Genomic DNA, 26,110 nt, shown 5'->3' with positions numbered 1-26,110 from the left:
ATTGAGTTAGATAACGGACGACAAGGCTTACCAGGCCGCCGCTATGGTCATGCTCGGCTGATTGTGCGGATCATGTGGAAGCAGAATTTCACCACCCGATGGCGCATCAAACGCCGCCATGGCGCTGACCAGCGCTTCTACCTTATGCGCCATGCCTGAATCATCCGCCAGAACGGGTTCCGGCCAATCCGACATGGTGAGCGCCGCCATGGTAGCCCCGCCTGTGCCGGGAATCACGTCTCCCCACACGCCTGTAGTATTGCCGGAAGCCAGGACCGCATCGCGGCCGTGGCCGCTTTGGTCATGCACCGTGGTTCCTTCGCCTTCTCGGAAGTCGTACCAGAGGTGCAGGCCGCTTTCGTTACCAGTTAAAGTTGCGTTCCATGTCTCGGCAACTGAGTCGGCATTCTTAGCGAAGCTCCACACGCGTAAATCACTGAGGCTTCCTTCCAGATCGGCAATCTCGCTATTCTTGCTCAGCGTGCCCAAAGGCAGGTCAATGCTGGAGTTGAGGGTCGCCTTTAATTCACCGTTTTCATATAGGTGTGTGGTTTTGCCTTCTCTTACTAACGTCAGGCTAACCCACTTATCTAATGGAGCGGAGTAATTAAGCTCTTGGTAGGAGCGTCCGTATTCACCGAGGCCTAGCTTTCCACTATTGGACTGACTCATCCTGATGGAGTGCCTGGAGGAGTTCAGCAGAATTGACGCGCCATCGACGTCCGCCGAGCGTTTGACTCGCGCCTCCAGCGTCCAGTCCCCCGCCAGATCCGCTTCGCCAATAGTGGCGTATCGGTTGTTGTCAGGGAGACTGAACTCATGGCTGGAGGAGCCAGGGGAGGGGGCTTCCCCTGGCGACACATTCAACGTAAAGCTTTCAGAGGCTCGTGCGCCAGCGCGGTCAGTGGCCGTCAGCATGAGTTCATAGACGCCTTCGCCCCCGACAATACCGCTAAAGGTCAATGTCTCCGCATCAAAGCTCAGCCAGTCAGGCAATGGGCTGCCGTCCGCCAGGGTGGCGGCGTAAGTCAGCGCGTCGCCCACATCCGGGTCGCTGAAGGTTTCAGCCGGAGCGGTGAAGTTTAACGTCTCACCGGTTTTCGCCAGCATGTTAAGTAGCTCCATACTGACCACCGGCGCGTCATTGACGTTTTCAACCGTTAAGTTGAATACGGTGGAGGCTGAGGCTTGCCCATCAGACGCCGTAAGCGCTATCTCGTAGGTTCCCACGTGTGCGTTTCGCGGAGTCGCCGTAAATTTAACGCCGTTGAAGTTCAACCAGGAGGGCAGGGAGTCTCCATTGGCCAACTTGGCGACATAGCTTAGCGTGTCGCCATCTGAGTCCGTGAAAAGGCCGGAAGGAACAGTAAAGCTCCAGGGCGCGTCTTCAGCGATACTGACGTTTTCCTGTGAGCCAATGACTTCGGGAGCATGATTTTCACCGGAACCGCTGGAGTCCGTCCCTGACACAACCTCGCCCCAGACGCCGGTCGTATCTGTGGAGGCGAGTACGGCATTACGCCCGTTTCCACTTCGGTCATTAAGCAGAGCGCCTTCTCCCTCGCTGAAGTCGTACCAGAGATGGAGACCGGTTTCTTCGCCGGTCAATGGCGTATACCAGGCCGCCGCGACGGCGTCAGCGTCTTTGGCGTAGTTCCACACTCTCAGGTCGCACAGGCTGTCATCCAAGTCAGCTAGAGCACTGTTCTTGCTTAATGTGCTAAGCGGCAGACTGATCGAGCTATATAGAGTGTTTTCTAATTCGCCATTCACGTATAAGTGGGTTCGACCACTCCGCTTCACCAGCGTCAAGTTCACCCACTTATCAACCGGAAGCGTATAGTCAAATGCCTGATAGCTGCGGCCATACACGCCAATGCCCACTTTCCCATCACCGGATTGTCCCAGGCGAATGGAGTGCTTGCTTGAGTTCAGTAAGATGGACGTCCCATCGGAGTCGGCGGAGCGCTTCACCCGCGCTTCCAGTGTCCAGTCGCCGACAATATCCGCTTGGCCGATAGTGGCGTATAGATTGTTGTCGGTAAAACTAAACTCATGGCTTGGATCGCCAGTGGGCTCAGTGGGTTCGGGGTAGGTGGTCAGCTTGAAGTTATCTGATGCTTCAATGCCCGCGCTGTCCTTGACAGTAACTTTGACCTCCAGTACGCCGGCGGTGTCGTTGACGCCGCTGAAGGTTCGAGTGTCGGGGTCAAAATACAGCCAGTCGGGTAGGGGAGCGCCGTCGGGTAAGGTGGCGCTGTACTCCAGCGTGTCGCCTGCATCGTCATCCTTGAAGGTATTATCTGGCAGGGTGTAGGTGAAATCGCTATTCGTCTGTGTTTGCAGATCCTTAATCGGCTGTCTGACGACAGGAGCGTCATTGACGTTTTGCACAGTTAAGGTGACGCGCATGGAGGTTGAAGCTATGCCATCCGTGGCGGTGACGATGAGAGCGTGCTCTCCCACCTCGTCATTGGTGGCGAGCCCGTAGAGAGTACCACTTTCATGAAAGCCAAACCATGAGGGCAGCTCTTCGCCACTTTCCATTTTTACCTGGTAGGTCAGAATGTCCCCATCCGCATCCACAAAGGTCCCTGTCGGTAAAGAATAGGTCCAGCGTGAATCTTCATTAACGACAATGGTTTCTACAGGGCGACCGATAGTCGGGCCATGGTTGTCGGTGCGCGTAAGAGGTTTCCAGGTTAGATCGATTTCCTGGCTCACTCGGGCACGGAACGCCTCCATGGTCTCTCCCTCTTTGCGCGTCATAGCGTCCGCCAAGTGGGCCACATCGTCACTGCTCAGCCAGCTGTCTTCCAGTCGAATGGCGCTTAATGCCTGATAGTTCGCATTGAACCAGTTCGGTATACGGATTTGTGACTTGGGATCGCCAGCTTTGGAGATGGTCAGATCCGCTGATGATTGGGAGAACCATAGCTCGTGCTTCGATAAGCCTTGAATCACCAGGATGTCTTTGTCGCCAAGCCCTGACTTATTGAGGATGATTGTGTCGACGCAATCGCCACTTTGATAAACATAAACATCATCGCCATTGCCACCTTGTAGCTCGTCGTTATCCCTGCCGCCGTAGATGACGTCATCGTCATCGCCGCCGTTGAGATAATCCTGACCAGAGCCGCCATACAGATAATCATTGCCGCCATAGCTGTGAACATTATCGTCGCCGCCTTCCGCCGTAATGACATTGGCGCTTTCATTCCCTCTGATAATCTGAGAGAAACTATTGCCTTCCATTAACTTATCAAGAATGGCGTCACTATCCAGATTAAGTCCAAAGTCTGGCAGGGTGATGTCGTATGTTGTTATACCCTCTAGATGGTAGTGCTCGGGGAGGTTGCCCAACCATAATGAACGAGCATTAATCTGACGAGTGGTGATAACCAGTCCCCACTCCCTGTCATTGGTGACAACCAGATCGTCAAGGCTGTCAACGCCGGTAATGTTCAAGTGGTTTTTGTCAGAGCCGGTTTCATCTATGATGTCATTAAATCCACCGACAATTTTGACGTTATACGTATCGGCGCCAAGACCTCCGTTGAGGCGATCATTGCCGAGCCCGCCATCTAAAGTATCATCGCCGCCTTCGCCGTATAACTTGTCGTCGCCCGTTCCGCCATAAAGGATATCGTTACCTTCACCGGCATAGATGCTGGAGTCGCTCTCTTTGTCAGAAAAGTCGATCACATCATTGTTGAGACTACCGGAAACAGGGCCTTCGGAGCCTGCCGCGTCATATTCAGGTGTAGCGGGACCCCTGGTATCCGCCAATACCAGTTTAGCGTTCTTGAAGGTCTGAATTGACATGACGACAGCGTCGCCTTCCGCGCCATATCGAATGGTGACTTTGTCTTCGCCTTGAATGACGTTGATTGTCGATGAGGCGTATGTGTCCGCAAATTTAATGGTGGAAATTCCTTCTTCATCTTTGATATGCGTGACGCCATAACCCCTTTTGACGATGTAAGTATCGTCGCCTTCTCCCCCCGCCAGCACGTCGCCTTCGCCGCCGCCGTCCAGGGTGTCGTTACCTTCGTCGCCATACAGGAAGTCGCCGCCCAAGCCGCCTTGCAGCCAGTCGTCGCCTTTGTTCCCATACAGCGTGTCGGCGCCAGCGCCGCCAACGATATGGTCAATATCGACTCCGCCGTAGATGAAGTCCTTGTCATCGCCGCCATCCAGGTAGTTATTGCCTGCAATGCCGTAGATCACATCTTCGCCAGCGTCGCCGTATATTCTGTCATTTCCTGCGCCAGCGAGGATTTGGTCATCGCCTCCGCCTGCGTGCACCTCGTCATCGCCATGGAAAGCCTCGTCCAGTCCTTGTGGCGTCGTAGGCACGACGAAGGTATTGCCATTTGAGGTGATGCTGGTGGCGTCATAGGTGCTGTCCGCCCAGATCATATCCCGGCCGCTGCCGCTCAGGATGACGTCGCTGCCGCCTCCGCCGATGATGATCTGACCTTCGCCGTCGCCAGCGTCAATATGGTCGTTTCCATGAAACTCGCCGGCCAGCTTATCGTGATCGCCCCAGATGTAGTCTTTATCAGCTCCGCCATCGATGACGTCATCGCCGCCATGACCGTAAATCTGATCACTGCCTGCACCGCCAGAGATGGTGTCGTTGCCATGCAGTAGAGGGTCCAGGTCAGGCAGGCCCGTCACCTGGCTGCGGTCGCCCCAGAGGATATCGTCGCCTTCGCCTCCGTCAATAACGTCGGAACCGGCTTCGCCCCAAATCCTGTCCGCGCCTTTGCCGCCGGAGAGAACGTCGTCATAGGAGACGCCTTCCTCCACTTCCGTGAGCAAGTCGTCATTGCTGATTTGAGCGCTGCCTGACGAGGCGTTGGACCGGTACTCATTGCGGCTGTCGCCGTGAATGTGGTCGTCGTTTTCGCCCCCAAATATTATGTCCGCGCCTGCGCCGCCGCTAAGGTAGTCATTGCCTTTACCGCCCAAAAGGGTGTCGTTGCCTTCATCCCCGGAAATCCAGTCATCGCCATCGCCGCCATCGAGGTAATCCTCGGAAGATGCGGACTCTTTGGCGTAGTTGGGGGTTGGCGCGCCAGTGTCGTCATACAGGCGTTGGCTGTCGTTGCCCCAAATCCAGTCATTGCCCGTGCCGCCAAGAATGCGATCACTGCCGCTACCGCCGACTAACAGGTCTGAGCCCGCCGCGCCATCCATAAAGTCGTCGCCAGCGCGTCCATAAAAGGAATCGCCTGACTGATGGCCGCCATAAAACTGGTCTTTATGATCAGTGCCTTCAAAGAAGAACACATAGCCACTGTCCGCCTGTCCTTTTTTCCACTCCGTCAGCGAGGCGCCATTATGGTCTTTGCCATTGGCGTAGTCCCACAGCTTGGTCGCGTCTTCCGCTTTAAATATCAGGCCGGATTTATTGATCTCATCCTGATATGCCAAGCCGTCACGCGCTTCCCATCTGGTTTTGATGATGGTGGAAGTGGTTCCGGGTCGGAGGATTTCGCCAGTATTGACGTTATACGCTCCCGGGGCGGAAGGAGGCGCGTTATCTTCCGGCTCTTTAATAGAGATACCAAAATTTAAATTAGGGTCATTTGGGTCGAAATAGCCGAGCGTGATAGAGCCGCCAGAACTGTCGTCTTTTAATGTGATGATGAGTTGGTTTGAATCGGTAAGAACGTAACGGTTACTATCTTCGTCTTCAAAAATATTGCTATCAGGAGAAACTCTCGTAATCTCTGAGATAGTTTTGCCAGAGTCAGACTCGCTATTTTTTAGAATGATCTTATTTAGACCTTCTGTATCGACAATATAGTCTGCACCGTCGCCCTTGGTGTAGACGTATGTGTCGTTGTCTGCTCCGCCTTCGATGTAATCATTACCAATGCCTCCATTAAGGGTATCTTTGCCGCTGCCACCATATAGGAAGTCTCTGCCGCTGCCACCCTCCAATATATCAGCTCCTGACTGCCCATGAAGGACATCGCTATCAGCTCCGCCCTCAATTGTGTCATCCTCGTTTCCACCGACAATGGTATCATCCCCATTGCCACCATATAGATGATCAATACCTTCTCCGCCTAATATGCAATCATTGCCATTATTGCCAAAGATAATATCACTACCTCTTCCTCCAGATAGATAATCACCACTATTTGAACCAGTGACTGTATCGTTTCCTCCATTAGAAGATATGTAATTAGTTCCTTCTTTAGATGAGATGGCGTCATCGCTTTCGCCACCAATAATGGCACCACTGTCTGTTCCGGAAGATTGATCAGGAGCCTCATCCAAGGGGCCACCACTTCCCATATCTAGTATCCCAGCCCAATCTAATAGAAAAGCCTGAATGTCTTCGTCAATACCTAATCTATCCCATTGTGCAACCAGCATCCAAATCTGCTCGTTACTCATCCCTAGGTCGCGAGTCTCAAAAATAGCATACCTCTCAGAGAAATCAGTAAACGCGGTAGCTATTAATATACTGAAATCTTTTAGCGATTTTGCTAGTAAGTTAGGATCGGCAGAAGGGTCATAAACCGGATTTCCGCCATACTTCTTCCAATCGGATAGAAGCGTTCTAAGAGCTTCTGTAAGCTTTACTCTTACTTCGCGTCGAAGGTAATCAGAAACATCGTTTATTTCTCGAGATGCTGCTGAAGAAAACCACTCTTCGTCTGTTGGGTTAATGTCTGGGTTGTTATATATCTCTCTAATTGTGAGCTCTGATGCGAGAGAGATTTTATCAATAATGGTGAGCAAGTTATCAATGTTTTTCTCAATCGTAATTCGAGTATCGTCGTTGGTTATCCACTGCTCTTCCAAAAGATTTGTTCTTATATACTCATCAATTTCCTCTTGGGATGGTATATGCTCAAGCACATACTTTGCGTGATCAACCTTCTTTCGAGCAAGCTCTATTTCTTGGTCAAGCCGTGAGTGCAAGTCAGTGACGCCATCGAAAGTGTGTGTAGTGACTATGCCTTTTAACGAGCCCATAATCATTGCATACCCATTTAACGGGTTGCTTGCCACTTCAATTGCAACTCCTAAAGTGTCGTTAGATGCAACCTCGTCGACAGTCATCATTGATAACCAGAATTGATAGTTTGCTTCAGCGTTCTTTAAATTGGCTTCCGCCCTATTAACAGCATCTTCTCTATTCATCATGGTTTTTTTCAAAACTCTCTTTTTTCATAATCTGTTTGGGTGTTATCCCTGCGTCATTTTTAATGTTTACGGACGCTCCACTTCGAATTAAAAAGGAAACAAGCTCATGATTTCTCCTATAGAGAGCTCTATGTAGTGCTGTATTACCGTTGTCACCTTTCTCATCTATATCTGCACCTGAGTCAATTAAGATACCAATGATCTCAATATTGCTATCATCCTCTGATGCTGACAGTACTGCTGGCAATATGCTGACTTTGGCTCCGTTTTCAACTAACGCTCCTATTATGTCTTTTCTCTTTTCTCCTACTGCGATGTCTATAGGCTTAATTCCATTGCCAGATAAATTAGGATCCGCGCCTGACTCTAATAGAATATTTATTATATCAATGTCGCCATTGAATACTGACTGATTAAGTATGGTGTGGCCACCATCGTTTGCGTTGACATTGGCTCCTCGCGATATGAAGTATTTTGTGGCTACAATATCTCTTTTGGAAATGGCCTTTGAAAGAGCGGTAATTCTACTTCTTCCGCTAATTGAGTCTATATTTGCGCCATAGTCGAGCAATAAGTCCATAACTGGATACATGAAATCTCGTAAATATGAATAATTGAATGCATCCATTTTAAAATCATTGTTGCTTCTTAGGTTGACGTCAGCTCCCATATCTAGAAGTGCTCTGATTTTATTCAGTTCTTCTTTTCCTGGAGATCGATAATAGGTATCGATAGCATGAAAAAGCGGTGGCCATCCTTGCTCATCTGGTTTGTTTATCAGTGCTCTGATATTGTCTTCATGTTGCGTTGTTTCTTGAGAGGACTCTGCTATTATAGTCGACGAAAATGCATTGCTTGAGATGTTTAAAATAACAAGAAATAAAAGTGTAATTATTGTGTTGTTTTTCATGGTGTTCTCCATGTGATAGAGTTTTGTCTCTGTGTGAGTTTTTAAACTAAAATATATAAAATGAGCGCTAATTGGAGTTGGTTTTACCTGGGTGCAATCTGGTTAGCTTGTTTTTCTCATTTATAATAGTGAGGAACAGTGATGAAAATGAATGAAATATAAGCGTCAAAATATAGGCGCTCGTGAGTATATACTCCCTATATGTCTTTAGATTTATCATGGTTGTCTCGTGCTTCTTTATCCCTGAGAATGAGGAAGGTGCGCTTCAACAGATTGACTAATTGTCGTAGCGTAAATCAACGTTATGCATTTTATATCATGGCATAGCGACAGGATTGGTCGGTTATTGAATCTAAACTTAGGCTGCTATTTGAACAAATTGGTTTCAGTTTTGACAAACTAAGCGATAGAAATTTCATAATCTTATGCGCTGCGGGCTGCTTCAGACCAGATTGTCGGAGGCGTTGCCAAGACAGAAAGGGAGGAGCGAGATCTCTGCGGCGGTGGAGAGAAGTTGTCATCATGATCGGTTTGATATTCCCTTATAGCAGGCATGAAAAGATGGGATATTTTACCTATTTTAGACAGCTAGGTTAACCAAAATGATGAATAGAGGCGTAACTTTTTACTAGCGCGGCTAGGAGCTGGGCAGACTCCTGGCCGTCCACATGTGTGCGCTGGGGATGATGCTGCGGAGGGGGGTAAACGTTTCAATTAAATCCGCTCAGAGCCACATGAGAAGGACCAACGCGATCTGGAGATTTGCAAAACTTAAGAAGGCAATGAGCGACGCTTTGGCATGCTCATTGATATGGAAATCGACCATGGACTGCCCATAAGCATGAAGAGACGGAGCGAATGTTCATGACTTGACTTGCTCCTACCCACCAATGATAGAAACCCTGTTAAGCGAGTAAATCACTCAACAGAGGTGAACTATGACCAACCAGAAAACTCCGAACCTTAGAATATTCCGACAAGTACGAAGCGGAATCCCCGACATCGGCTCATCGACCTGGCGTGAGCCGTGCCTATCGTGACGAGCCTTAGAGCCTGAAAAGATTCGCCAGAAAAGCGGCTACCGCTTGCCTGGCCATAGGCAGGTTAAGCAGGGTGTGGGGCGCATCGGGTATTAATACGACGCTGGCGTTAGCGTGCCCTTTGAAAGCCTCTATACAATTTCCCTTGGCGGACGCATTTCCGAGCCATTCATTGGCGGAAGAGAAGTAAGGGTCGCTGGCGCTGATGACGTTAATGATGGGACGCCCGTCGAGCACAGCAGTATCAGGAGAAGCCACAAAGTAGTTATTCTCGCAACTCCACGAAAAGATAATTCGTCCCGCGAATGCCTCGCCGCTATAACGGGCTACCGCAACCGATCCTTCACTGGCGCCCGCCAGCGCCAGACGTTGACTGTCTGCCCAGGGAATCGTCTTCAACGCCTGAATGGCCAGATTGATTTCAGAGCTGCGCAGGGCATGGATTTTCTCGTAGATATCCTTACCGACCGGCGACTTATAAGCCAGTCTATCTGGCAGGGCGAAAGAGTCGGGGGCGAGACTGGCGATTCCCAGGCCAGCCAGCCACTGTTGCCATTGACCAATAGCTTGCAAACCCAAACCTGAGGAACCATGCAGGAACACCACCACGGGAACCTTTTTGTCCAATAGCGTTGGTGCATTTTTTAATAATCCCAGATAGATATCGCCGCCAGTGACGCTGCCAGGCAGCGCTATCTGAGCGTTGCTTATCGCCTTACGGGATGAAACAGCGTCGTGAGCGCTTGCGTGCCCCTTTACTTCTCCCTGTGGTGTTTTGGCTTCCGCCTGCAGGGAAAGGACGGCGTAGGCATATAGCATGGCAAAAAGAAAACTGGACAGTTTCATAGTGCGGCTCCGATACAAGCTTCAATAGTGACGTCACCACTTTAAAAATCAGCTTGAGTGATGTCTAATGCATTAATTGAGCTGATTAATAATTAAGAGTTATGAATCTATCTCAACGTCATCTCCAGATGTTCGTTACCACTGCCGCTTATTGTAATGTCTCTCGGGCAAGTGAAATCCTGCACATCAGCCAGCCAGCGTTGACTCGGGCTCTGAAGGAGCTTGAAAGCCAGCTCGGCGTCACCCTGTTCCAGCGCACAACCCGCAGAATTAATCTGACCATGGAAGGTGAAAGGTTTCTGCCGGTCGCCCAGCGGCTTCTCAACGATATGACTGTTGCGATAGATATGGTGCGAGGGGAAGCGACAGGGCAGCAGGGGTCGATTAGTCTGGCGGTGGGGGAGGCATTTGGCTGCACAGTGCTTCCAGCCGTGCTTAAGGTGTTCGCCCAAAGCTTTCCAAGGGTGCGTGTCAGGATCATCAATGACAACAGTAAGGGGATTACCCGACGGGTTGATAATAGTGAAGTGGACTTCGGTATCGGCTCCCCTGTCGGAAACACGGGAGCATTGTTGTGCACCCCGTTGTTAAGCGCTCCTCTGGGGTTGCTTGCCGATCCCTCCCAGTACAAGCTTGGGACTGACGTGGATGTAAGTGATCTGGCGAGCCTGCCTTTGCTTAAGGAAAGTAACGATACCAGTATTCATCATTTGCTTAGCGTCAACGGCTCGGATGTGGTGGCATGGATGAGTATCGGAATTGAGGTTTCGAGCCTGGCTCAACAGCTGGCATTGGCCCGGTCTGGAGTCGGTGTTGCTGTGCTGTCTGCTTTAGGGGCGTCGCACTATGACGCTGTATCCATGAAGTTCTCCCAACTTAAGCCAGAGATAAACAGGAAAGTTTTCCTCATGCAGCGCAGGGACAGAGTGTTATCTCCTTCTTCCCGAGCTTTATTGGCGACGATCTTTGAGCATATGCATTCAGTACCCCTGCATCCATGTGTGTTGGTTTATGATTGTCACTCATCGAAATAATACATTCCACGATTAAGCACGTCTAAGGCTTCAATTGCTTCAGACTTAACCCAATTCTTTTTCTCGTTGTCTTCGATTGCCAGCGGTTTAAGGGTGCGAGTCTGATATTCGGTTTCGAGAAGGTATTTTTCTCCATCTAAATATAAGAGAACCCGATTTACACCGAGTACATAAACAATCTCTATTGCGTAATAATTTCTGTCTCGATCTACTACCCAGGAATTTAAGTGGCATATATCGCCATAGGGCGTCGCGTACTCAAAACTAATTCCTGGTTTAGCTCCTCTTTTGTGAGCGGTATCTAGTAAATGCTCGGGCCAATTATCGCGCAGGTCATCTTGAACTCTTATGCAACTTTCAGGAGTTAGGTCTTCTAAAATGTAGCTCATGTATTTACCAAAATTACGTTTTATGAATGCTTGTATAATATTCTTTGATTGTATGCTTTAAAAATTGCTCTCTAGCCAAAAGGACAAGCGAACTGGTGTGAGCCGAGCATAGAAACCCAGTTAACAATGGGGTATGCAGAGGTTCTCTAGTGCTCTCCAGAAAATAGCTTGGCTAGACTGGTGTTGCGCACTTCTATGGCGGTGCTCAGATAAAGCTGTCTCTTTTTATCTGAAAACAAACCAAGTTCGATACTTTTCGAAAGTAAAATATTGACTATTTTGATGTCCGAATTGACTCTTACCGAGTAATGTAAGTAATCGTATTCGGTCATGTCTATATTGTGAGATAAAAGCAGATCTACTATTTCGCTGTCATTGCTTAATATGGCATGAGATAATGTTCGGTTTATCTTGCCTTCATAGCTCATTTTTGCCCCATTGGCTAGCGCTTCTTTTATTATTAAAAAGATGCCTCTATCTGCTTTAACTTTAACACTTGCAACACGGTTCATTATTCCATACTCAATAATTGACTTTTCAGTCTCGCCACTCTTCCAAGCGATGCTGTTAACATCTAAACCTTTTTTTAGTAAAGTCTTAAATATTTCGTACTCGCCATATCTCACAATTAATCCTAAGAGAGTTGAATTCCTGTATTGTTTTGAATGTATGTCGACGTCGCGATTCAGCATTGCTTTTGTTAAGTTTACAAGATGATCACTTCTGACCATGGCAATGGCTAGTGGTGATATTTTATATTTATTTTTGCTCGGCATGTTAGGATTGGCTCCTAACTCCAATAATTTATTTGTGTTATCTTCGCACTCTTCTTTTTCATCTCTATTGATATGCACTAGATACTTGCATGAGTCCATCAACCTATGAAGTGGCGCCCACCCATCACTATCAAAGCTGTTCACATTGTCTCTGGTTATTTTTGATATGTTCACTTTTTCTATTTCTGCCAGACACGCGCTAATGCTGAGTGCTGAAATTATTGTTGCCGTGAATACTTTGACGACTGTATTTTTCACAATTTTCCCTTTTGGCTATAAAGGTTCCTAAATAATACGAAAAAACCGTACAATAAAGCCGTGGCTAAACCTATAACGCCTACACATACTCTTACCAAGTATGAAGCAAAGTAGACTTCATCTGAATCATCTCTTAGGTCCGTATAGAGTAGTGACATTTCAAGAACTGATGATGTCAGTATGCAAGCAGCTCCCACACCAATGATAGAAAATTTTGCAACTATATTTCTGCCAAGAAAGCCGCAGAGAAGGGCAGGGATGTAGGTCAGAACGTGAAACGCCAGATAACTGAAGGGTACGGCTCCTCTTTCTAGAATCCGCCCCCAATGAGGATCAATATAGCTATTAATTCTACTGTAAAATATTAACGTAGATAATATGGTTGTAGTTAAAGATATCGTGATCAAAATAAAGAAATATTTTCGATCTTTAAGGCACGATGAAATGTATGAGTGAAACACTTGGATTCTCTTTGCTTATCGCTAGGGCGTTAGATGCAGCTAGTATATGGATGTAGGAGCAGGCTTTTTACCTGGGGCTAATGTTGTTGAAAAGGGTCTCTAACTTCTGCATAGTTTTATATACCAATAGGGCTCTTCTATTGGCTTTATCAGACATGGCTCTTTATAGGTGTTATCAAAAGGCCAGTCTAATGTCCAGCCAAATGGATATATCCAGTACCAGTCTAGAGATGACGCTACCTGGAATCTTTTACTATTTTCGCCTTTATGATCAGTAGTGGATAAAAGCCATCCGCTCTGAAACTTTTGAGATTGGGGGATGTAAAGGTATTCTTTTCTAAGTAGACCAAGTTTTGCGGAGTAAGCCTTTGAATCCTTTGTGTATATATCTAGCTCTCTAAACTTGGATCTCTCTGATAGCGTTGCTGCTGCGCTTCTTTGATTATAATCTTTTGAATATGGACTATTTAACCAACTGGCGCCACTATCAATTCCAACAACCCCTGTTCTGGCGATAATGTCTTTGCCCTCATCGGTGTTCTCCCAAGTGAACGACACCTGTGCTGCTGATTTTATTAGTTCTTTTTCTTCGCTATTTAAAGTTATCTTTCCCTGGTTGCCTTCTGCGGTTAACGCAAGTATGTAACTATAATGGTACTGAAGCTCCACCAGTCTAAGGAAGTCATTCCTGTATTTATGGAAGTTATCAACCATCTCTTCGTCAGAAGGGAGAGAGTGAGTAAGCTTTTCTATGGTAATTCCCGTGTAGCCTACTTCGCGGATAAATCCTTCTTCATCCCCAGTACTCAAATACGTGCCAATATTCGTTAGAAACATGGTCGTTATCTTTAAAAAATATGTATATATGAGAATAAAGTAAAGCAGTAAAAGATAAGTGAACCATCGAAGCTTACGGCTCGATTTCCATATAGAGTTGACTCTCGTTGGCGCCGATTTATGTACTGGTTTAATTTTGTCACTCATCGAAATAATACTTCCCACGATTAAGCACACTTAAGGCTTCAATTGCTTCAGTCTTAACCCAATTTTTCCTCTCGTTGTCTTCGATTGCCAGCGGCTTAAGGGTGTGAGTCTGATATTCTGTTTCGAGGAGGTGTTTTTCACCATTTAGATATAAGAGAACTCTGCCTACGCCCAACACATAAACAATCTCTACGGCATAGTGATTTCTCGATGTATCTGTTACCCAGTGGTTGAGATGACAGACGTCTCCATAGGGCGTTGCATATTCAAAGCTTATTCCTGGTGTTGGACCTGCTGAAGTGGCCAAATGAGAGAGGCGTTCTGGCAAATCTTCGTTGAGATCACGTTGAATTCTGATGCAGTCTTCTGGTGTGAGGCGATGGAGTGCGTAATTCATAGTAAAAGCCCAGTGGTTGCGTCATTAGCCATTCAGCTTCGCCCCACAGTTAAAACAACTTATCGCCCGGGCGCTGACTTTTTGTCCACACTCGTCGCAAACCACGGTCGCTTTGCCGGATGTGGTTTGGGATTTCTTTTCAACTTCCGCCAGTTTGGCTTTTAGTCTGGCGCTGGAGCAGCCATCTTCCTCCATGATTTCCCACATGGCCTGGCAAAGGTGGGATAGTTTTTCCACTTTTTTCTCTAACAGGCGCACGTCTACGGCGATGCCTTCCGCCCTGGTTTTGGCATTGCGCGCTTCGCCATGGGCTCGGGAGATTTTGAAGTTTTGAAAAAGGTCATAGAGGTTCATGGGGGAGTTCCAACTGCTTATCACTACTATTTTGCTAACTTATTTGGTTGAGGCGGCGAACAGGTTCGCGGCGTCAGGAAAGGTGTTGATTAAAGGGCTGTTTTTGTCGATGGGAGGTTCGTCCATGGGAGTTTCCGAATAGTCCTGTTGTTGGGCGATTGTGTGCCCGGCGTGGAGCCGGTTCGCTGGTTGGGCGCTATTTTACCCATTTTGAGTTTCTAATCCCACTCACTGCAGGCGTTCATACACTAACTAATGACATAAATTCTGGCGCACTGGCGCCCCAGTCTGGGTGAAAAATAACCCACCGCGGGTCAGCGTTACTGCATTGTTGCTGCATTGCTGATTCTGGCTCGGTGAGCTCGAAGAAAGGTGGGGCTATTTATTGCTAGCTGACTGGTTCTTGCGGGTCTGAATAGACCCGCTTTTCGCCCCAAATCTTTGCTTGGGTTTAACGTAAAACGCGGGTGTCGCCCGGCGCGTTCGGACGTGGCTGATTGCCTGGAAAAGTGGAATGAAGCTTGCTCACGCATAGCTCACCTAAAATCAGCGATCGTATGCGCAAGAATTCAGCGGATCGAATCTATAACAATGAAGAACCACGTGCGTATCAAATTGCGGCGGCCAGTGGCGGCGCTGGAGGATCTGCCTCATTGGCAGCAGTTGCTGGGCGACCGGCGACTGGAGCGTGAGCGTTTTCTGCCGGACGTTGATCGTATCTTTCATCAACATCGACTGTCCTTTTTCGCCACGCGGGAATATCAGCCCGCCGGGACGAACTGGTCTGAAGAGGAGGTCGCCAGCGGCTTGAACCGCGTCTATCGGCTGATTTTGACCCGCGATGGCGATATTCCGCCTGATCTGATTTCTGCAATTCGCCTGCTGCCGGAGGTGGAGGACGCCGCTCCCGGCGATATCGGGCAAATGGAGCTGAATCCCCGCAGCGCAGCCATGAGCGCGCGTACTGACCGCGGCTCGCGGGAAGCGATATTTCTGGAGGAGGCGCAGGCGTTCAGCCAGGGCGACAGCGACATTGTGGTGGCGGTATTGGATACCGGCGTCGAGCTGGATCATCCCGAGTTACGCCATGCTATCCGCGGCGGCTATGACTTCGTCAACATTCTCGACGGCGCCAGTGAATTCATCGGCGACTATATCGACGCGGACGCCATCGCCGATGACGAAGTCGGCCATGGCACCCATGTAGCCGGCATTATCGTCGGTAAAGGGCAGGGCATGCCGGGAGGCGTCGCCCCCCGTTGCAAACTCATCCCCGTGCGAGTGCTGGCCGCCATGGAAAAACAAGGGCGTCGAGTCGGCGCCGGGCTCATCGAAAATATTAACGCGGGCGTTAAATATGCGGTGGATCAAGGGGCGCATGTGATCAACATGTCATTAGGCGTAAGACATGAGGGGGGCGGCCTACCTCACCAGGAAGTTATCGACTACGCTTATCGGAAAGGAGTCACCATCGTGGCGGCGTCCGGCAACGACGGGCTACAGGAAATGTATTACCCCGGCGCGTTTGAAACAGTCATCGCTGTCGGCGCAATGGACGCGCAAGGGCAAGTTGCGGACTTTTCCACCTACGGAGACCAGGTCTCCTTTATCGCTCCCGGCGTTGACGTCTACAGCGCCTATCTGGACAACGAATACGCGTTTTCAACCGGCACCTCCCACGCCGCGCCCTTCATAACCGGCGCTGTGGCGTTGCTGAAATCCTATGCCCGCAAAGCCGGACGCACCCTGTCCGACGGGCAGATCAAACATATCCTCAAGCACACCAGCGACAAAATCGACAATCGCTTCAAACACCGCAAAGCCGGATACGGGAGACTGAATCTGGCGGATGCGATGCGTTATCTCGAGTTCAAGCTTGGCCAAAGGAGAGAACGATATGGCTACCACTGAAGAGAAGAAAGAGTCCTCCGCCCGCACTGCGGCGGGAACCACCGTCACGGCGTCGTCCGCTCTCGACTTCGGCGACTTGAAGAACGAGTGGAGCAAATTGCTGGAGAAGCAACGGCCGGACGCGGAGAGCAATCTGCTCAAGGTGAACGTCCGCGCCAGCAAGATCGACCCACTGGCGGAAGCGGCGCTTAGCAAGGTGAAAGAAGCTTATTCCACCAATGAGAACACGCTGCGTAAGCTCATCACCCGCAAGGGCTGGGCGACGGAGCTGGACCGGGTGATCAAACGCATCAACAGCCTGCGCATCAGCGAAAGCAAACGCGTGGTGTTGGCGGCGGTGTATCCGGCGTTGTTGAACAAGTTGCTGAGTTGCAGCGGCGCGGATGAGGAAGTGAAGGACGAAATGGGATTCACCGATTCGGTGTTGTTCGAGCTGGAGCGCGAAGACGGTCCTCTCGACCGATTCGCCCAGGAGGTGGTGAAACTGGTGGGGGCCAAGCACCGCATCAATTTTGCCGAAGACAATGTATTGTGCGACCTGATTGCGCATCAGGTTCGCGCCGGCCTGTAATCAGCGAACGGGACGTCAACCATGCCTAGCAATACAAAAATCTCGCTTAACCCCGGCGCCCTGGAGGCCGCGGTATTAAAACTGATTAATTCGGTGAACGAGCAGGGGCAGCTGCCAGCGTTGCTCGAAATCTATATCGAGAGCAACGAGATCGAAAAGTCCCGGTTCACGCCGGAAGTCAAAGCGGCGATGATCGATTACCTGCTGGATCGCGGCGTACAGATCGACGACATCGACAAGCTTAAGAAGGGCGGCTACGACGAACATTTCGCGCTCGCCTATGACTATGCCCTGAGCACCGCCGGCGGAGAGGAAGACCCACTGGACGCGGCGCGGCGCAAAGGCGGCGGGCGCGGTTTCGGACAATGGGACTTCAGCGTCGACCACTTCGAGGATGTGGAAGAGCAGGGCGTCGTCAAAGAGAATATTCTCGCGGCGGGCGCGCTGGATTACATCTTCGAATTCGGCGAACGCCTGGGCGTGTTCCGTCTGGTGGATGCGCTGGTGCTGAACTGGGCCGCAGGCTCCATCGATGTGGTGGAAGGTCCGGCGGCCGCCCGCCTATACCGTTACTGGAAGCTGCGGGAAGAGCGCGCCTCGCTCGACGAACGCGGCATGGTGTATCGCCGGGTGTTGAGCAAAGGCTCCACCGAAGTGCTGTCGCGCATGGTGGTCAACGAGCCTTTCCCCTTGTTGTGGCGCAACCTGATGGCGGAAGTGGCGGAATACATAGACAAGACCGAAAAAGTCGACGACGGCGCCGGGGAGTTTTCTCCCGTGTCCCGCTCACGTATTTATCAGGCTACTCGCGAGCTGCAATACAACCTGACGGAATACTGCACCGGCATGGCCCATGTGCAGGCGCGAGAATTCTATGCGCAACTGCAGGAGTGCTTCGAAATCCTGAAGGATGACGAAATCATGTCCTACTTCGGCGGCAATCGCCGTAAGAGCCTGTGGACGGTGATCGAACGGCTGTCCAAGGAAGAATTTGGCGCTTCCCCCAATATCGCTGCGCATCGCTCTCTGGCGGTGGACGGCAACCGCATCTTCCAGTGGATCGCTAACTTCAATGAAGCGGCGGTGCGGCAGGAGGATTTCATCGCCTTCCTGCAGGCGGCCGAGTCCTACATCCTCAACTTCACCTCCGCATCCGACCAGGAAATGGATGAGTTTGCGGAAGAGGATGACTTCGAATTCGCCGACGAGGACGACGATTTCTAACCCAGGCCAACAGGGAGCCCAGTCGCATGAGTGAACAGGCTATCAAAGACATTGCAAGAGAATATACGCGCAGGACTTTGGCCCAGTCGGCCACATTTCACCAGTTGGGGATTGAAGACCAAAAGGCCTTGTACCTGGACGTTTACCGGCAGAACTACCAGCAACTGGCGCTGAACGCCAATGGCGGCGCGCATCATCCCGCGCCCTATGGCCGCCAGCAGAGTCTGCCAAGCCAGGCCATGGCGGGACCGAAAAAAGCCAGCGACATGATCGACGACGATCGCCATAAAAACGAACGCATCGATCAGGCCGGCGAACTGGCGGGCGGCTTTATTGACGAGGTGGATTTTCCCGGCTTCGTCAAAGACCTGCTTAAAGGCGTGTTCGACGCCAACCTGGAAGTCACCCTGGCGCAGATGGAGTCCTATCAGAAGCTGTTGAAGGCGGCGACCCAGTCCGTCTCCAAATTCATCAACGCCATCGACGACACCGCTTCGTTCGGTTATCTGGCGGAAAACAACAGCGATGAATTCGGCCTGGACTTCAGTGATGAGGAAAACGCCGACGGCTCGCGCAAAGTGGTGCTGACCGACAGAAACGGCGATCCGGTGGATCTGGGGGACAATCAGGTCAAAGCCCGCATTATGGACGCCAAGATTCAAATGGCGAAAGAGCAGCGCGCCATGCTGCGTGAAACCATCCTGATGGGCATCACCCGTCTGGTGGTGGAGCGAGGAAACGTGAAAGCCTCCGTGTTGTTCGACATCAAGGCGACTGAACAGGTGCAAAAGGCGGACAAGGCGGCGTTGCAGGAACTGAAGTCCTCCAGCAACAGCGTCAGCGCCAGCGGCGGCCTGATCGGCGCCATCTTCGGCGGCCCCAAAGGCGGTCATACCTCCAGCACGCGCAAAACCAAAATCTCTGTGTCCAGCGCCAAGAGCGTGGCGAATACGGAGCTGGCGGCGAAGGTCGCGGGCTCGGTGGATATCACCTTCAAATCCGACTACTTCAAGCTGGATAACTTCGCCGCGCTGTATCAGGGCGGCAACGACGGCGGCGCGCGCCTTGGTCCCTCGCAGCAACCGGGTGCGCAACCGGGCGCGGCGCCGGCAGCCGCTCCGCCAGCGCCGGTAGCGGGAAGATAAACCGTGGCGCTGGCGCTGATCCTGGCGGTTGTGCCTGGACCCGAAGGCGTCGCAGTGCGGTTCGACATTGGTCATAACCGTTATCTGCGCTGGAGCCTGGGGGAGGGCGAGAGCGAGACCGCCAACGGACTGCCGCGACTGACCGGCGCGGCCGGGCGCTCCAGCCTGATCGGTCCGTTGCGGCCGGAGGCGAGGGGGCGCGGCGAGTTCGTCATCCCCCGCGCCATGCTGTCGCGGGAGAAGCGCGCGCTGCAAATCACCAGCTATCGGGATGACAACGGCGCCGGTCCCGCCATCTCTGCGGTGGAGACCCTGCCGGTCTCCCTGCTCAGCGATCTGGGCGGCGAGCCGCCGCCACCGGCGGGACTGGCGTTAGGGGCGACACAGGCAAGCAAAAAGGACAGCATCATGACAGCCGTATCCCCTGCATATCAAAGACAGACAGCCATGGCGCGGCAAGTGGATAACGCGCCTTTTCATCTACGGGAAAGGCGTTTGAGCCGGCCCATGTTTATTGATGCGATAGTGGGCGCGCTGCCCAGCCTGCTGCCCATGCTGGCCCCGGCGATCGGTTCTCTATTGGCCGGCGTAGCGCCTGCCGTAGGACAAGTGGCGGGGCAGGTGGTGCGCAGCGTATCCGGCGGCGGCGCGCCGCGTGCGGACGCCGGGACCCAGACCGCCGTGGCGCAAATCGCTAATCTGGCGGAACAGGCCCTGCGGGCGGCAGGTCCCGCATCGCAACAGATCCTCACCCCGGACAATATGCGTCAGATCATGCAATTGATTCAGGCCGGCTCCGCAGCGCAAGGCGGAACGACCGCCCGCGCCAGTGCGCTGTCGTTGAAACGACCCGGTCGTCGCAGGCTCAGTCTGGCGCGCTCACAATACAGTCAGGCCCAAGTCGCCCCGGCGTTATTGGCGGCGCTGCCTGCGTTGATGCCTTTACTGCAGCAGGTGCTGAGTCCGCAGACAGTGCAGAGCATCATCGACGCGCCACAGCGCATGACCGGACAGATTATCAACGGCATCACCGACTTCGCCCGCTTGGGATTGCAGGCGGATCAGCAGTTGCATGAGCACCTGCGCGCCTTGAATCCTGGCGTGGACGATCCGGCGCTGCATCAGTTGCTGGCGGGATTAAGTCTGGGCATGACCGCCCGACGCGGACGCGACTACAAGCGTGTCCGCAGCGTGCGCCTGATGCTGGATCATGCGCCGACGCAAGTGGTGTTCGGGCGTGAAGTGTCCCTGTATCAGCAGGGCGCACCGTTGCAATTTCCTTTATCGGTGGAGACGCCGCAACCAATTCGCGACGCCGAGCTGATGCTACAGATCAAACAGGCGGACGACTTACGCATTGTGCATGAGGACGCCGAACCGGTGGGCGACGTCAGCGCCGGCCCCTTGGAGATTATCCCACGCGTGGAGGCGGCGGTGTCGGCGCGATTGTCGCCGCAGAAAGACTATATCGTCGTGCTCACCCTGATCTGGCGCAATAGCAGGGGGCAGAGCCGGGGAACCTCCGTGCAGCATAGCGTCAGTGTGATGGGGGACTATCGTTTTGACCGGGTGGAGGAAACCGGTGAACTCATCCCCCTGAGCGACCGGGAAACCTATCGGGATTACTGGCATCGTCTGTGGGAGGCGCCATTCGACAGCGAGACGCGGCGAGTGGATATCCAGAGCCGTTATTACCTGACTCTCAATCCAGAACGCAATCGCAACGCCAGACTGGACTCGGATGTGCGCACCGAACAGGAAGGGCCGCGGGCCAATATCCGTTTGCGCAGCGGCTATGAATACAGCCTGTATGCGCTGAACCACCTGATGACGCGACTGGCGCCGGATCAGGATGCGCTGAGCGACGCGGCGCTGGAAGCGCTTAACGGCGCAGACTTTGTCGAGCGTTTTAATCAGGCGGCGCAGCATCAGGGGCAAATCCGCGGACGTCCCGGCGAGTCCGCCGCATTGTGGGCGTTTCCTGTCTTCAAGATGCAGACCCTGGTGATGGTGCGGGCGGGAAATGTGGATGAAAACGGCGTGATCGGCGGCCTGTCGGAAGAGCGTATTCGTTTCCCCATGCCCGCCATGGTGCACTTTGTGGGAGTGAAACAATCATGAAAAACAGACATTCTCAGCCGCGCGCCCGACTGCGCTCGCGGCTACGTGCCCGATCTTTTTCCGAGCGCGATATCGCGGATCAATTCCAGGGGCTGGAAGTGGAGTTCAATGACAAAGTGACGCTGTTTCCCGTACAGGTGGAGCGCGATGCGCCACCCCGGCGTCGGCGTCCCATGCGGAATTATCTGCAATAAGGCGGGCCGACAATGAGCGACTCCATGAATCCAAATCAGAATGCGGCGGCCGGGGATCAGGATGGCGTCACTGAGCCGGTGGCGCCACAGGATCAGGAGCTTCTTGCTGAGGAAGACCGGTTTCCTGGTCTGGCGGCTATGCTGGAGGATTTTCTGACGCCGCAACTGGCCTTTGACGTCGACCCGGCGCAGCCGGATCAATTGTTGGGCCTGTTCGTCGAACGTCTGGCGCTGGACATGCCCATCGAGCTGCAGTCGCTCCGGGATGACAATGATGCTTTCACTGTTGGCGTGGCGCCGCCGACCCAATGGATCGAAACCAGCGTGCAACCGGTGTTGCACAGACTGCGGGTCACTCTGGAGTTGAACGACGATGACGACGCGTGAAAGCAAATCCTGGAATCTGGAGCAGTTTCTGGACTCCCTGATCCTGGAGCTGGATAAGGCGCAGGACACGCTGTCCCTGAAGGGGCTGACGCGCAAGCTGACCTATACCGTAAAGGATGTGGCGCTGGATCTGAATATTTTTCCGGTGTTGGAGGACGGCAAGGTGAAATTTCAGATGGTGAAACCCGGCGAGACCGGCGGCTCACGGATTTCCTTTCAACTGGGCTCCATCACCGATCGGCAGATTCGCGAGAACGCCAACGAGCCGCCCAACAAGGATGATGTGCAACTGGATACCCTGGATGAGGTGGATGAAGAGGTGAAGCAAAGCCTGCGCAAGGTCGGCGTCACCTCGACGCGGGATCTGGAGAAATTGAATCAGCGCAATGTGAATATTGAGAACGTGGTGAAAGAGAAGACCGGCGGCGAGAAAAGCCTCGACTATTCCGACCTCGCCAATCTGATCAACAAGGCGCGGCGGCGCAAACTGTCGCCGCAATTGTCCACGCTGAGCGCGACAGAACAAGAGGAAGCGGTGGAGCTGACTCTGCGGGGCAGCAACTTTGTCTTGCAGCAAAGCACCAGCTATCCGGCCGCCATGGTCAATAACCAGAAAGCGGAAGTGCTGCATGCGGACGCCGGCGAGTTGAGACTGAAAGTGCCGCGGCAGGCGCTTAAAGACGGCGACAACGCCCTGGCCATCGCCCTGGACCCCTACGCGGTGATGCAACTGAATCTGCAGTCCTGAGGATAACGTTTCGTTCAGAAGAGAAAGACCAAAGGCGGCGCGGTAGCGATACCCGCCAAACAACTATTGACTGGATACGAACCATCGGAGAGGACGCCTCTATGGGACGAAGTCTGCGATCACTGGAGCAATCGCTGGCGCGGGACGCCTATCCCGAACGCAGCGACGCCAGAGGACTCAAACGTGAAGACGTACGAAGGGGAGCGGGCATGTCAGCGCCGCCCACTGGGTATCGGGAGCAGATCGAGGTGGTGCGCGGTCAACGCGTCGCGCAGCCGACCCGCAGTCTCAGAGCGCTGGAGGATCGGGTGCTGGGACGCCGGCCCGGCCCGCCGGCGATGGTGGAGAAGCCGCCGCAACGCACCATGCTGCGGATGGATCAGGAGCAGGCGCCATCGCTTCCTGCGCCCGCACTGGAACAGAACCCCTTCGCGCCAGTGGCGCAGTCCTGGAGCGCTTCGCAAAGTTATCAGCCCCATTATCAAACAAGCCATCAGCAAAGCTATCCGCAGCCTGCGGCGGGTTCTCTGGCATACGCCCCTGAGTTTTCCGCCCCGGATACCGGGCGCTTCCGAGTAGAGCCTTTTGAAGAGCCGCAGGCGGTTTCTCACAGTCGGGCATTGAGCGGCCCCACTTCGCCGGACGACTTATTTCGGCCTGACCCCGCCGTAGCGTCGCCAGCGCCTTCCAATGCTACGCCCGCCTACGCGCCATCGTCCCAGCCAAGTTTACGGACGGAATCGCCCAATGGCGGTCAAGCGGCGCCTCCCGCTTTCGTCAGTCGACAGGAAGAAGAGGATGACCTTAACTGGTTGACGGAATCGCAACCGCAGCGGGTGACGGCGGCCAGCAAGCAGGCGCTGGATGCGGGACTGGCGTTAGCGAAAGACGATTTCGAACGGGATCTGGCCGCGATTCTTGGGCATCCGGCGCCCTCCGCTTCCGGGCCCGCCGAGCCGCCGCTGACTTCACCGGCGCAACCCGCACCGCCTCCGACGCCAAACGCGGCGGGGACGCCGCAAAGCGAGGATCAGGCGCCCGCCCGTCCTACGCACGATATTTTCGATCAGATGGGGCTGGCCATGCGGTATGCGAACAGCTTCGATCTGGGCGCTGTGCCCTTGAAGGAGCGCTTTGATCATTTTGAGAGAGAGCTGCAGGGAACGCCCGCGCAGCCCCCGCAACCGTCGGCGTCGCCGACTGTGCAAAGTCCCTTCGTGGACCCCATGAATCTGGATGAGTTCGATTTGGTGGCGGAGCTGGCGGAGATCGGCGCTGAGCGTCCACCGCAGCCGCCCATCCTGGAAACCGAGACAGACAACAAGGCAAACCGCACTGAAGAAACAGCAGGTGACGACAATGAGCAACCGACTGGCTGACCTGGAGCAAACACTGGCGCCGCGCGCGCCTGCTCGCTCCAAACCCAATAAGCAACAGAAAGTACGCAGTGCGCTGGATCGTATGCAGCAGCCACAGCCTACTCCGCAGGCGCCCAGCGCGCCGCCGGTGGGGCAGGGACTCAGCGCCCGGGTATCCCGTTGGCCGGGGCGGGGGCGTCACGCTGCTCGCAGTTTCTCCGCCATCAGCTATGACGTGCCTGGAAACTTCTGGGTCATGGCGCAGCCTTCCGGCATGACCTGTTGGGCGACGGTTTTCACTATGCTGAAAAGCTGGCGTTCGCAACGTCAGTTGACTATTGAGCAGGCGCTGGCGACGGTGGGCGAGCGCTGGGTGAATATTTTCCGCGCCAATGGCGGTCTGGCCGGCGACGATAAACCTACATTCATTTCTACCGCTGGCCTGGTGGCTGAGCCGCCGCAAAGCTACAGCCTGGAGGGGTGGGAGGGATTGCTGCGCAACTACGGCCCGGTCTGGGTGACCACTGACGAAGCCCCAGGGGAACCCTGGGCGATACACGCCCGCATCATTATCGGCATGCACGGCGACGGTACGCCGGAAAACACCAAGTTCAAGATTGTCGATCCGGCGGGCGGCAGACGCTATGAAGAATCGATCGCCGTGTTCATTCCCAAGTACGAAGAGGAAGTGCGTCGCACTGGTTATATGCGCATTCAGGTCGTGCACTGGCAGGCGGATGCGGTCAGCGAACAACGGGCGATGTCCTATGGTCGCAGTCTGCCAGCCCCGTCACGCAGTTTCAGCGCGCCGGCGGCGATTGGTCACAGCCGCGCTTTTGACTATACCGACGCGCTGGCTGCGCATCGGCAGGCGATGGCGATGAATCAGTCTTTCGATGTGCGCTACAACGTGCAGCTGGTGCCCCAGCAAACCGGCTTCTCCTGCTGGGCGGCGGGATTCGCCATGATTGTCGGCTGGCGCGAACAAATGAGTATTGACCCCTCCGAGATCGCCAGGGCGGTGGGCTATTGGTCACAATATCAGAATGGGTTGCATCCCGAAGATTTGCGGGTGATGAATGTGTGGGGCTTCACCGCGGAAGCGCCGCAGTCCTATACGATCGAAGCCTTCGTCAACTTGCTGCGCAACTATGGCCCTCTATGGATCGCCACGGCGGAGCCCGGACCTCATATCCGCGTGGTCACCGGCATCCACGGCGACGGCACGCCGGACGGCACCATCCTGCATATCAATGATCCCTGGGAGCAGGGCATGAGCAGCTTCCGTCCGTCCAACCGCGGTTCCCAATACACGGAAACCTATCGGCAGTTTGAACAGAAGCAGGCGACCCTGGCGGGCCAGGAGATGAGCTACAAAGCGCCCATCTACATCGCCCACTTGCCCAGCCTGCCAGACTGGATGCGCAACCCGGCGGCGCAGAGTTTCTCCGCCTATGTGGGCCACTCTATCGCCATGGAGGCGCCCAGCAATCCCGCCAATTATCGGCTGCTCACCTCTGGAACCTGGAACAGCAATACCTCGCTGCGCGTGCAGGGCGGGCAGGGCATGTGGTTCAAAATCCGCAACGCCAACGTGCTGGGAACCACCATCACCATCACCGATCAGGCGGGGCAGACCAAACAATCCATCATCCTGCCAGCTTCCAGCGTCGAATTCGTCTTCGCCATTTTCGGCTCAGAACCCATGGGCTGGCGCTTCGACATCTCCACCAACAGCGACGCCTTCATCGTCACCTGGGAACTCTGGAGCACCTGGGTTCCAGGCATGCCGCCGAATGGGTGATGACAGTTATGTGAAGGGACATGAA

19 protein-coding genes are annotated in these 26,110 nt (G+C 53.3%); 11 read left to right on the top strand and 8 right to left on the bottom strand.

Annotated features, from left to right (window positions below; genetic code table 11):
• Positions 1–27: 27 nt before the first annotated feature.
• The 3 genes from HCH_RS35040 to HCH_RS17460 form a co-directional block, all read right to left on the bottom strand.
• Positions 28–6,315, bottom strand: a complete 6,288-nt coding sequence (locus tag HCH_RS35040) for a putative Ig domain-containing protein (protein WP_011397695.1) — start codon at positions 6,313–6,315, stop codon at positions 28–30.
• Between the two features lie 847 nt (positions 6,316–7,162).
• Complete coding sequence (locus HCH_RS17465) at positions 7,163–8,083, bottom strand: ankyrin repeat domain-containing protein (RefSeq protein WP_011397694.1); 921 nt, start codon at positions 8,081–8,083, stop codon at positions 7,163–7,165.
• Positions 8,084–9,129: 1,046 nt separating this feature from the next.
• Positions 9,130–9,969 carry a dienelactone hydrolase family protein gene (locus tag HCH_RS17460; RefSeq protein ID WP_011397693.1) on the bottom strand — a complete coding sequence of 280 codons (840 nt, stop codon included), beginning with the start codon at positions 9,967–9,969 and terminating at the stop codon, positions 9,130–9,132.
• A gap of 101 nt (positions 9,970–10,070) precedes the next feature.
• Between HCH_RS17460 and HCH_RS17455 the strand changes: the two genes are divergently transcribed.
• Positions 10,071–11,003, top strand: a complete 933-nt coding sequence (locus HCH_RS17455; RefSeq protein WP_011397692.1) for a LysR family transcriptional regulator — start codon at positions 10,071–10,073, stop codon at positions 11,001–11,003.
• On the opposite strand, the gene HCH_RS17450 is transcribed toward HCH_RS17455, so the two are convergent.
• The 5 genes from HCH_RS17450 to HCH_RS17430 form a co-directional block, all read right to left on the bottom strand.
• Entirely contained in the window at positions 10,988–11,392 is a 405-nt protein-coding gene (locus HCH_RS17450; RefSeq protein ID WP_041598755.1) for a hypothetical protein, read from the bottom strand. The genes HCH_RS17455 and HCH_RS17450 overlap by 16 nt on opposite strands.
• Before the next feature lie 146 nt (positions 11,393–11,538).
• On the bottom strand, positions 11,539–12,426 hold the full coding sequence (locus tag HCH_RS17445; RefSeq protein ID WP_011397691.1) for an ankyrin repeat-containing protein: 888 nt from the start codon (positions 12,424–12,426) through the stop codon (positions 11,539–11,541).
• 560 nt (positions 12,427–12,986) lie between these two features.
• Positions 12,987–13,724 carry a hypothetical protein gene (locus HCH_RS17440; protein ID WP_041598754.1) on the bottom strand — a complete coding sequence of 246 codons (738 nt, stop codon included), beginning with the start codon at positions 13,722–13,724 and terminating at the stop codon, positions 12,987–12,989.
• A 139-nt stretch (positions 13,725–13,863) separates the two neighbouring features.
• Positions 13,864–14,268 (bottom strand): hypothetical protein, encoded by a 405-nt coding sequence (locus HCH_RS33880; RefSeq protein ID WP_148212602.1) that lies wholly within the window; start codon positions 14,266–14,268, stop codon positions 13,864–13,866.
• 24 nt (positions 14,269–14,292) lie between these two features.
• A complete protein-coding gene (locus HCH_RS17430; protein ID WP_011397689.1) occupies positions 14,293–14,622 on the bottom strand; it encodes a zinc ribbon domain-containing protein in 330 nt (109 codons plus the stop codon).
• A 603-nt stretch (positions 14,623–15,225) separates the two neighbouring features.
• On the opposite strand from HCH_RS17430, the gene HCH_RS17425 reads away from it, so the two are divergent.
• The 10 genes from HCH_RS17425 to HCH_RS17380 all read left to right on the top strand — a co-directional run bounded on the left by HCH_RS17425 (position 15,226) and on the right by HCH_RS17380 (position 26,085).
• Positions 15,226–16,533 carry a S8 family peptidase gene (locus HCH_RS17425; RefSeq protein ID WP_202945260.1) on the top strand — a complete coding sequence of 436 codons (1,308 nt, stop codon included), beginning with the start codon at positions 15,226–15,228 and terminating at the stop codon, positions 16,531–16,533.
• On the top strand, positions 16,520–17,104 hold the full coding sequence (locus HCH_RS17420) for a hypothetical protein (protein WP_011397686.1): 585 nt from the start codon (positions 16,520–16,522) through the stop codon (positions 17,102–17,104). Before HCH_RS17425 ends, HCH_RS17420 begins: the two co-directional genes overlap by 14 nt.
• 21 nt (positions 17,105–17,125) lie before the next feature.
• The gene (locus HCH_RS17415; protein WP_011397685.1) at positions 17,126–18,328 is read left to right on the top strand and encodes a hypothetical protein; all 1,203 of its coding nucleotides are present in this window, start codon (positions 17,126–17,128) and stop codon (positions 18,326–18,328) included.
• Between the two features lie 26 nt (positions 18,329–18,354).
• The gene (locus tag HCH_RS17410) at positions 18,355–19,473 is read left to right on the top strand and encodes a hypothetical protein (RefSeq protein WP_011397684.1); all 1,119 of its coding nucleotides are present in this window, start codon (positions 18,355–18,357) and stop codon (positions 19,471–19,473) included.
• Between the two features lie 3 nt (positions 19,474–19,476).
• Positions 19,477–21,594, top strand: coding sequence for a hypothetical protein (locus HCH_RS17405; RefSeq protein WP_011397683.1), 2,118 nt, complete (start codon positions 19,477–19,479; stop codon positions 21,592–21,594).
• The gene (locus HCH_RS17400) at positions 21,591–21,788 is read left to right on the top strand and encodes a hypothetical protein (protein ID WP_011397682.1); all 198 of its coding nucleotides are present in this window, start codon (positions 21,591–21,593) and stop codon (positions 21,786–21,788) included. Before HCH_RS17405 ends, HCH_RS17400 begins: the two co-directional genes overlap by 4 nt.
• A 12-nt stretch (positions 21,789–21,800) precedes the next feature.
• Positions 21,801–22,175, top strand: coding sequence for a hypothetical protein (locus HCH_RS17395; protein ID WP_011397681.1), 375 nt, complete (start codon positions 21,801–21,803; stop codon positions 22,173–22,175).
• Entirely contained in the window at positions 22,162–22,923 is a 762-nt protein-coding gene (locus HCH_RS17390) for a hypothetical protein (RefSeq protein WP_011397679.1), read from the top strand. The genes HCH_RS17395 and HCH_RS17390 overlap by 14 nt, the downstream gene beginning before the upstream one ends.
• Before the next feature lie 101 nt (positions 22,924–23,024).
• Positions 23,025–24,302 (top strand): hypothetical protein, encoded by a 1,278-nt coding sequence (locus HCH_RS17385; RefSeq protein WP_011397678.1) that lies wholly within the window; start codon positions 23,025–23,027, stop codon positions 24,300–24,302.
• Positions 24,283–26,085 carry a papain-like cysteine protease family protein gene (locus HCH_RS17380; RefSeq protein WP_011397677.1) on the top strand — a complete coding sequence of 601 codons (1,803 nt, stop codon included), beginning with the start codon at positions 24,283–24,285 and terminating at the stop codon, positions 26,083–26,085. Before HCH_RS17385 ends, HCH_RS17380 begins: the two co-directional genes overlap by 20 nt.
• The last annotated feature ends 25 nt before the right edge of the window (positions 26,086–26,110 follow it).

Origin of the sequence: Hahella chejuensis KCTC 2396, from assembly GCF_000012985.1 — a bacterium.
Lineage (GTDB): Bacteria > Pseudomonadota > Gammaproteobacteria > Pseudomonadales > Oleiphilaceae > Hahella > Hahella chejuensis.
Note: the sequence above shows the minus strand (reverse complement) of the source record. Positions and strands in the feature narration are given on the sequence as shown.

Coding starts and splice junctions, on each gene's coding strand:
- HCH_RS35040 (WP_011397695.1), bottom strand. CDS start 6,315: ATGGGAAGTGGTGGCCCCTTGGATGAGGCTCCTGATCAATCTTCCGGA.
- HCH_RS17465 (WP_011397694.1), bottom strand. CDS start 8,083: ATGAAAAACAACACAATAATTACACTTTTATTTCTTGTTATTTTAAAC.
- HCH_RS17460 (WP_011397693.1), bottom strand. CDS start 9,969: ATGAAACTGTCCAGTTTTCTTTTTGCCATGCTATATGCCTACGCCGTC.
- HCH_RS17455 (WP_011397692.1), top strand. CDS start 10,071: ATGAATCTATCTCAACGTCATCTCCAGATGTTCGTTACCACTGCCGCT.
- HCH_RS17450 (WP_041598755.1), bottom strand. CDS start 11,392: ATGAGCTACATTTTAGAAGACCTAACTCCTGAAAGTTGCATAAGAGTT.
- HCH_RS17440 (WP_041598754.1), bottom strand. CDS start 13,724: ATGTTTCTAACGAATATTGGCACGTATTTGAGTACTGGGGATGAAGAA.
- HCH_RS33880 (WP_148212602.1), bottom strand. CDS start 14,268: ATGAATTACGCACTCCATCGCCTCACACCAGAAGACTGCATCAGAATT.
- HCH_RS17430 (WP_011397689.1), bottom strand. CDS start 14,622: ATGAACCTCTATGACCTTTTTCAAAACTTCAAAATCTCCCGAGCCCAT.
- HCH_RS17420 (WP_011397686.1), top strand. CDS start 16,520: ATGGCTACCACTGAAGAGAAGAAAGAGTCCTCCGCCCGCACTGCGGCG.
- HCH_RS17415 (WP_011397685.1), top strand. CDS start 17,126: ATGCCTAGCAATACAAAAATCTCGCTTAACCCCGGCGCCCTGGAGGCC.
- HCH_RS17410 (WP_011397684.1), top strand. CDS start 18,355: ATGAGTGAACAGGCTATCAAAGACATTGCAAGAGAATATACGCGCAGG.
- HCH_RS17400 (WP_011397682.1), top strand. CDS start 21,591: ATGAAAAACAGACATTCTCAGCCGCGCGCCCGACTGCGCTCGCGGCTA.
- HCH_RS17395 (WP_011397681.1), top strand. CDS start 21,801: ATGAGCGACTCCATGAATCCAAATCAGAATGCGGCGGCCGGGGATCAG.
- HCH_RS17390 (WP_011397679.1), top strand. CDS start 22,162: ATGACGACGCGTGAAAGCAAATCCTGGAATCTGGAGCAGTTTCTGGAC.
- HCH_RS17385 (WP_011397678.1), top strand. CDS start 23,025: ATGGGACGAAGTCTGCGATCACTGGAGCAATCGCTGGCGCGGGACGCC.
- HCH_RS17380 (WP_011397677.1), top strand. CDS start 24,283: ATGAGCAACCGACTGGCTGACCTGGAGCAAACACTGGCGCCGCGCGCG.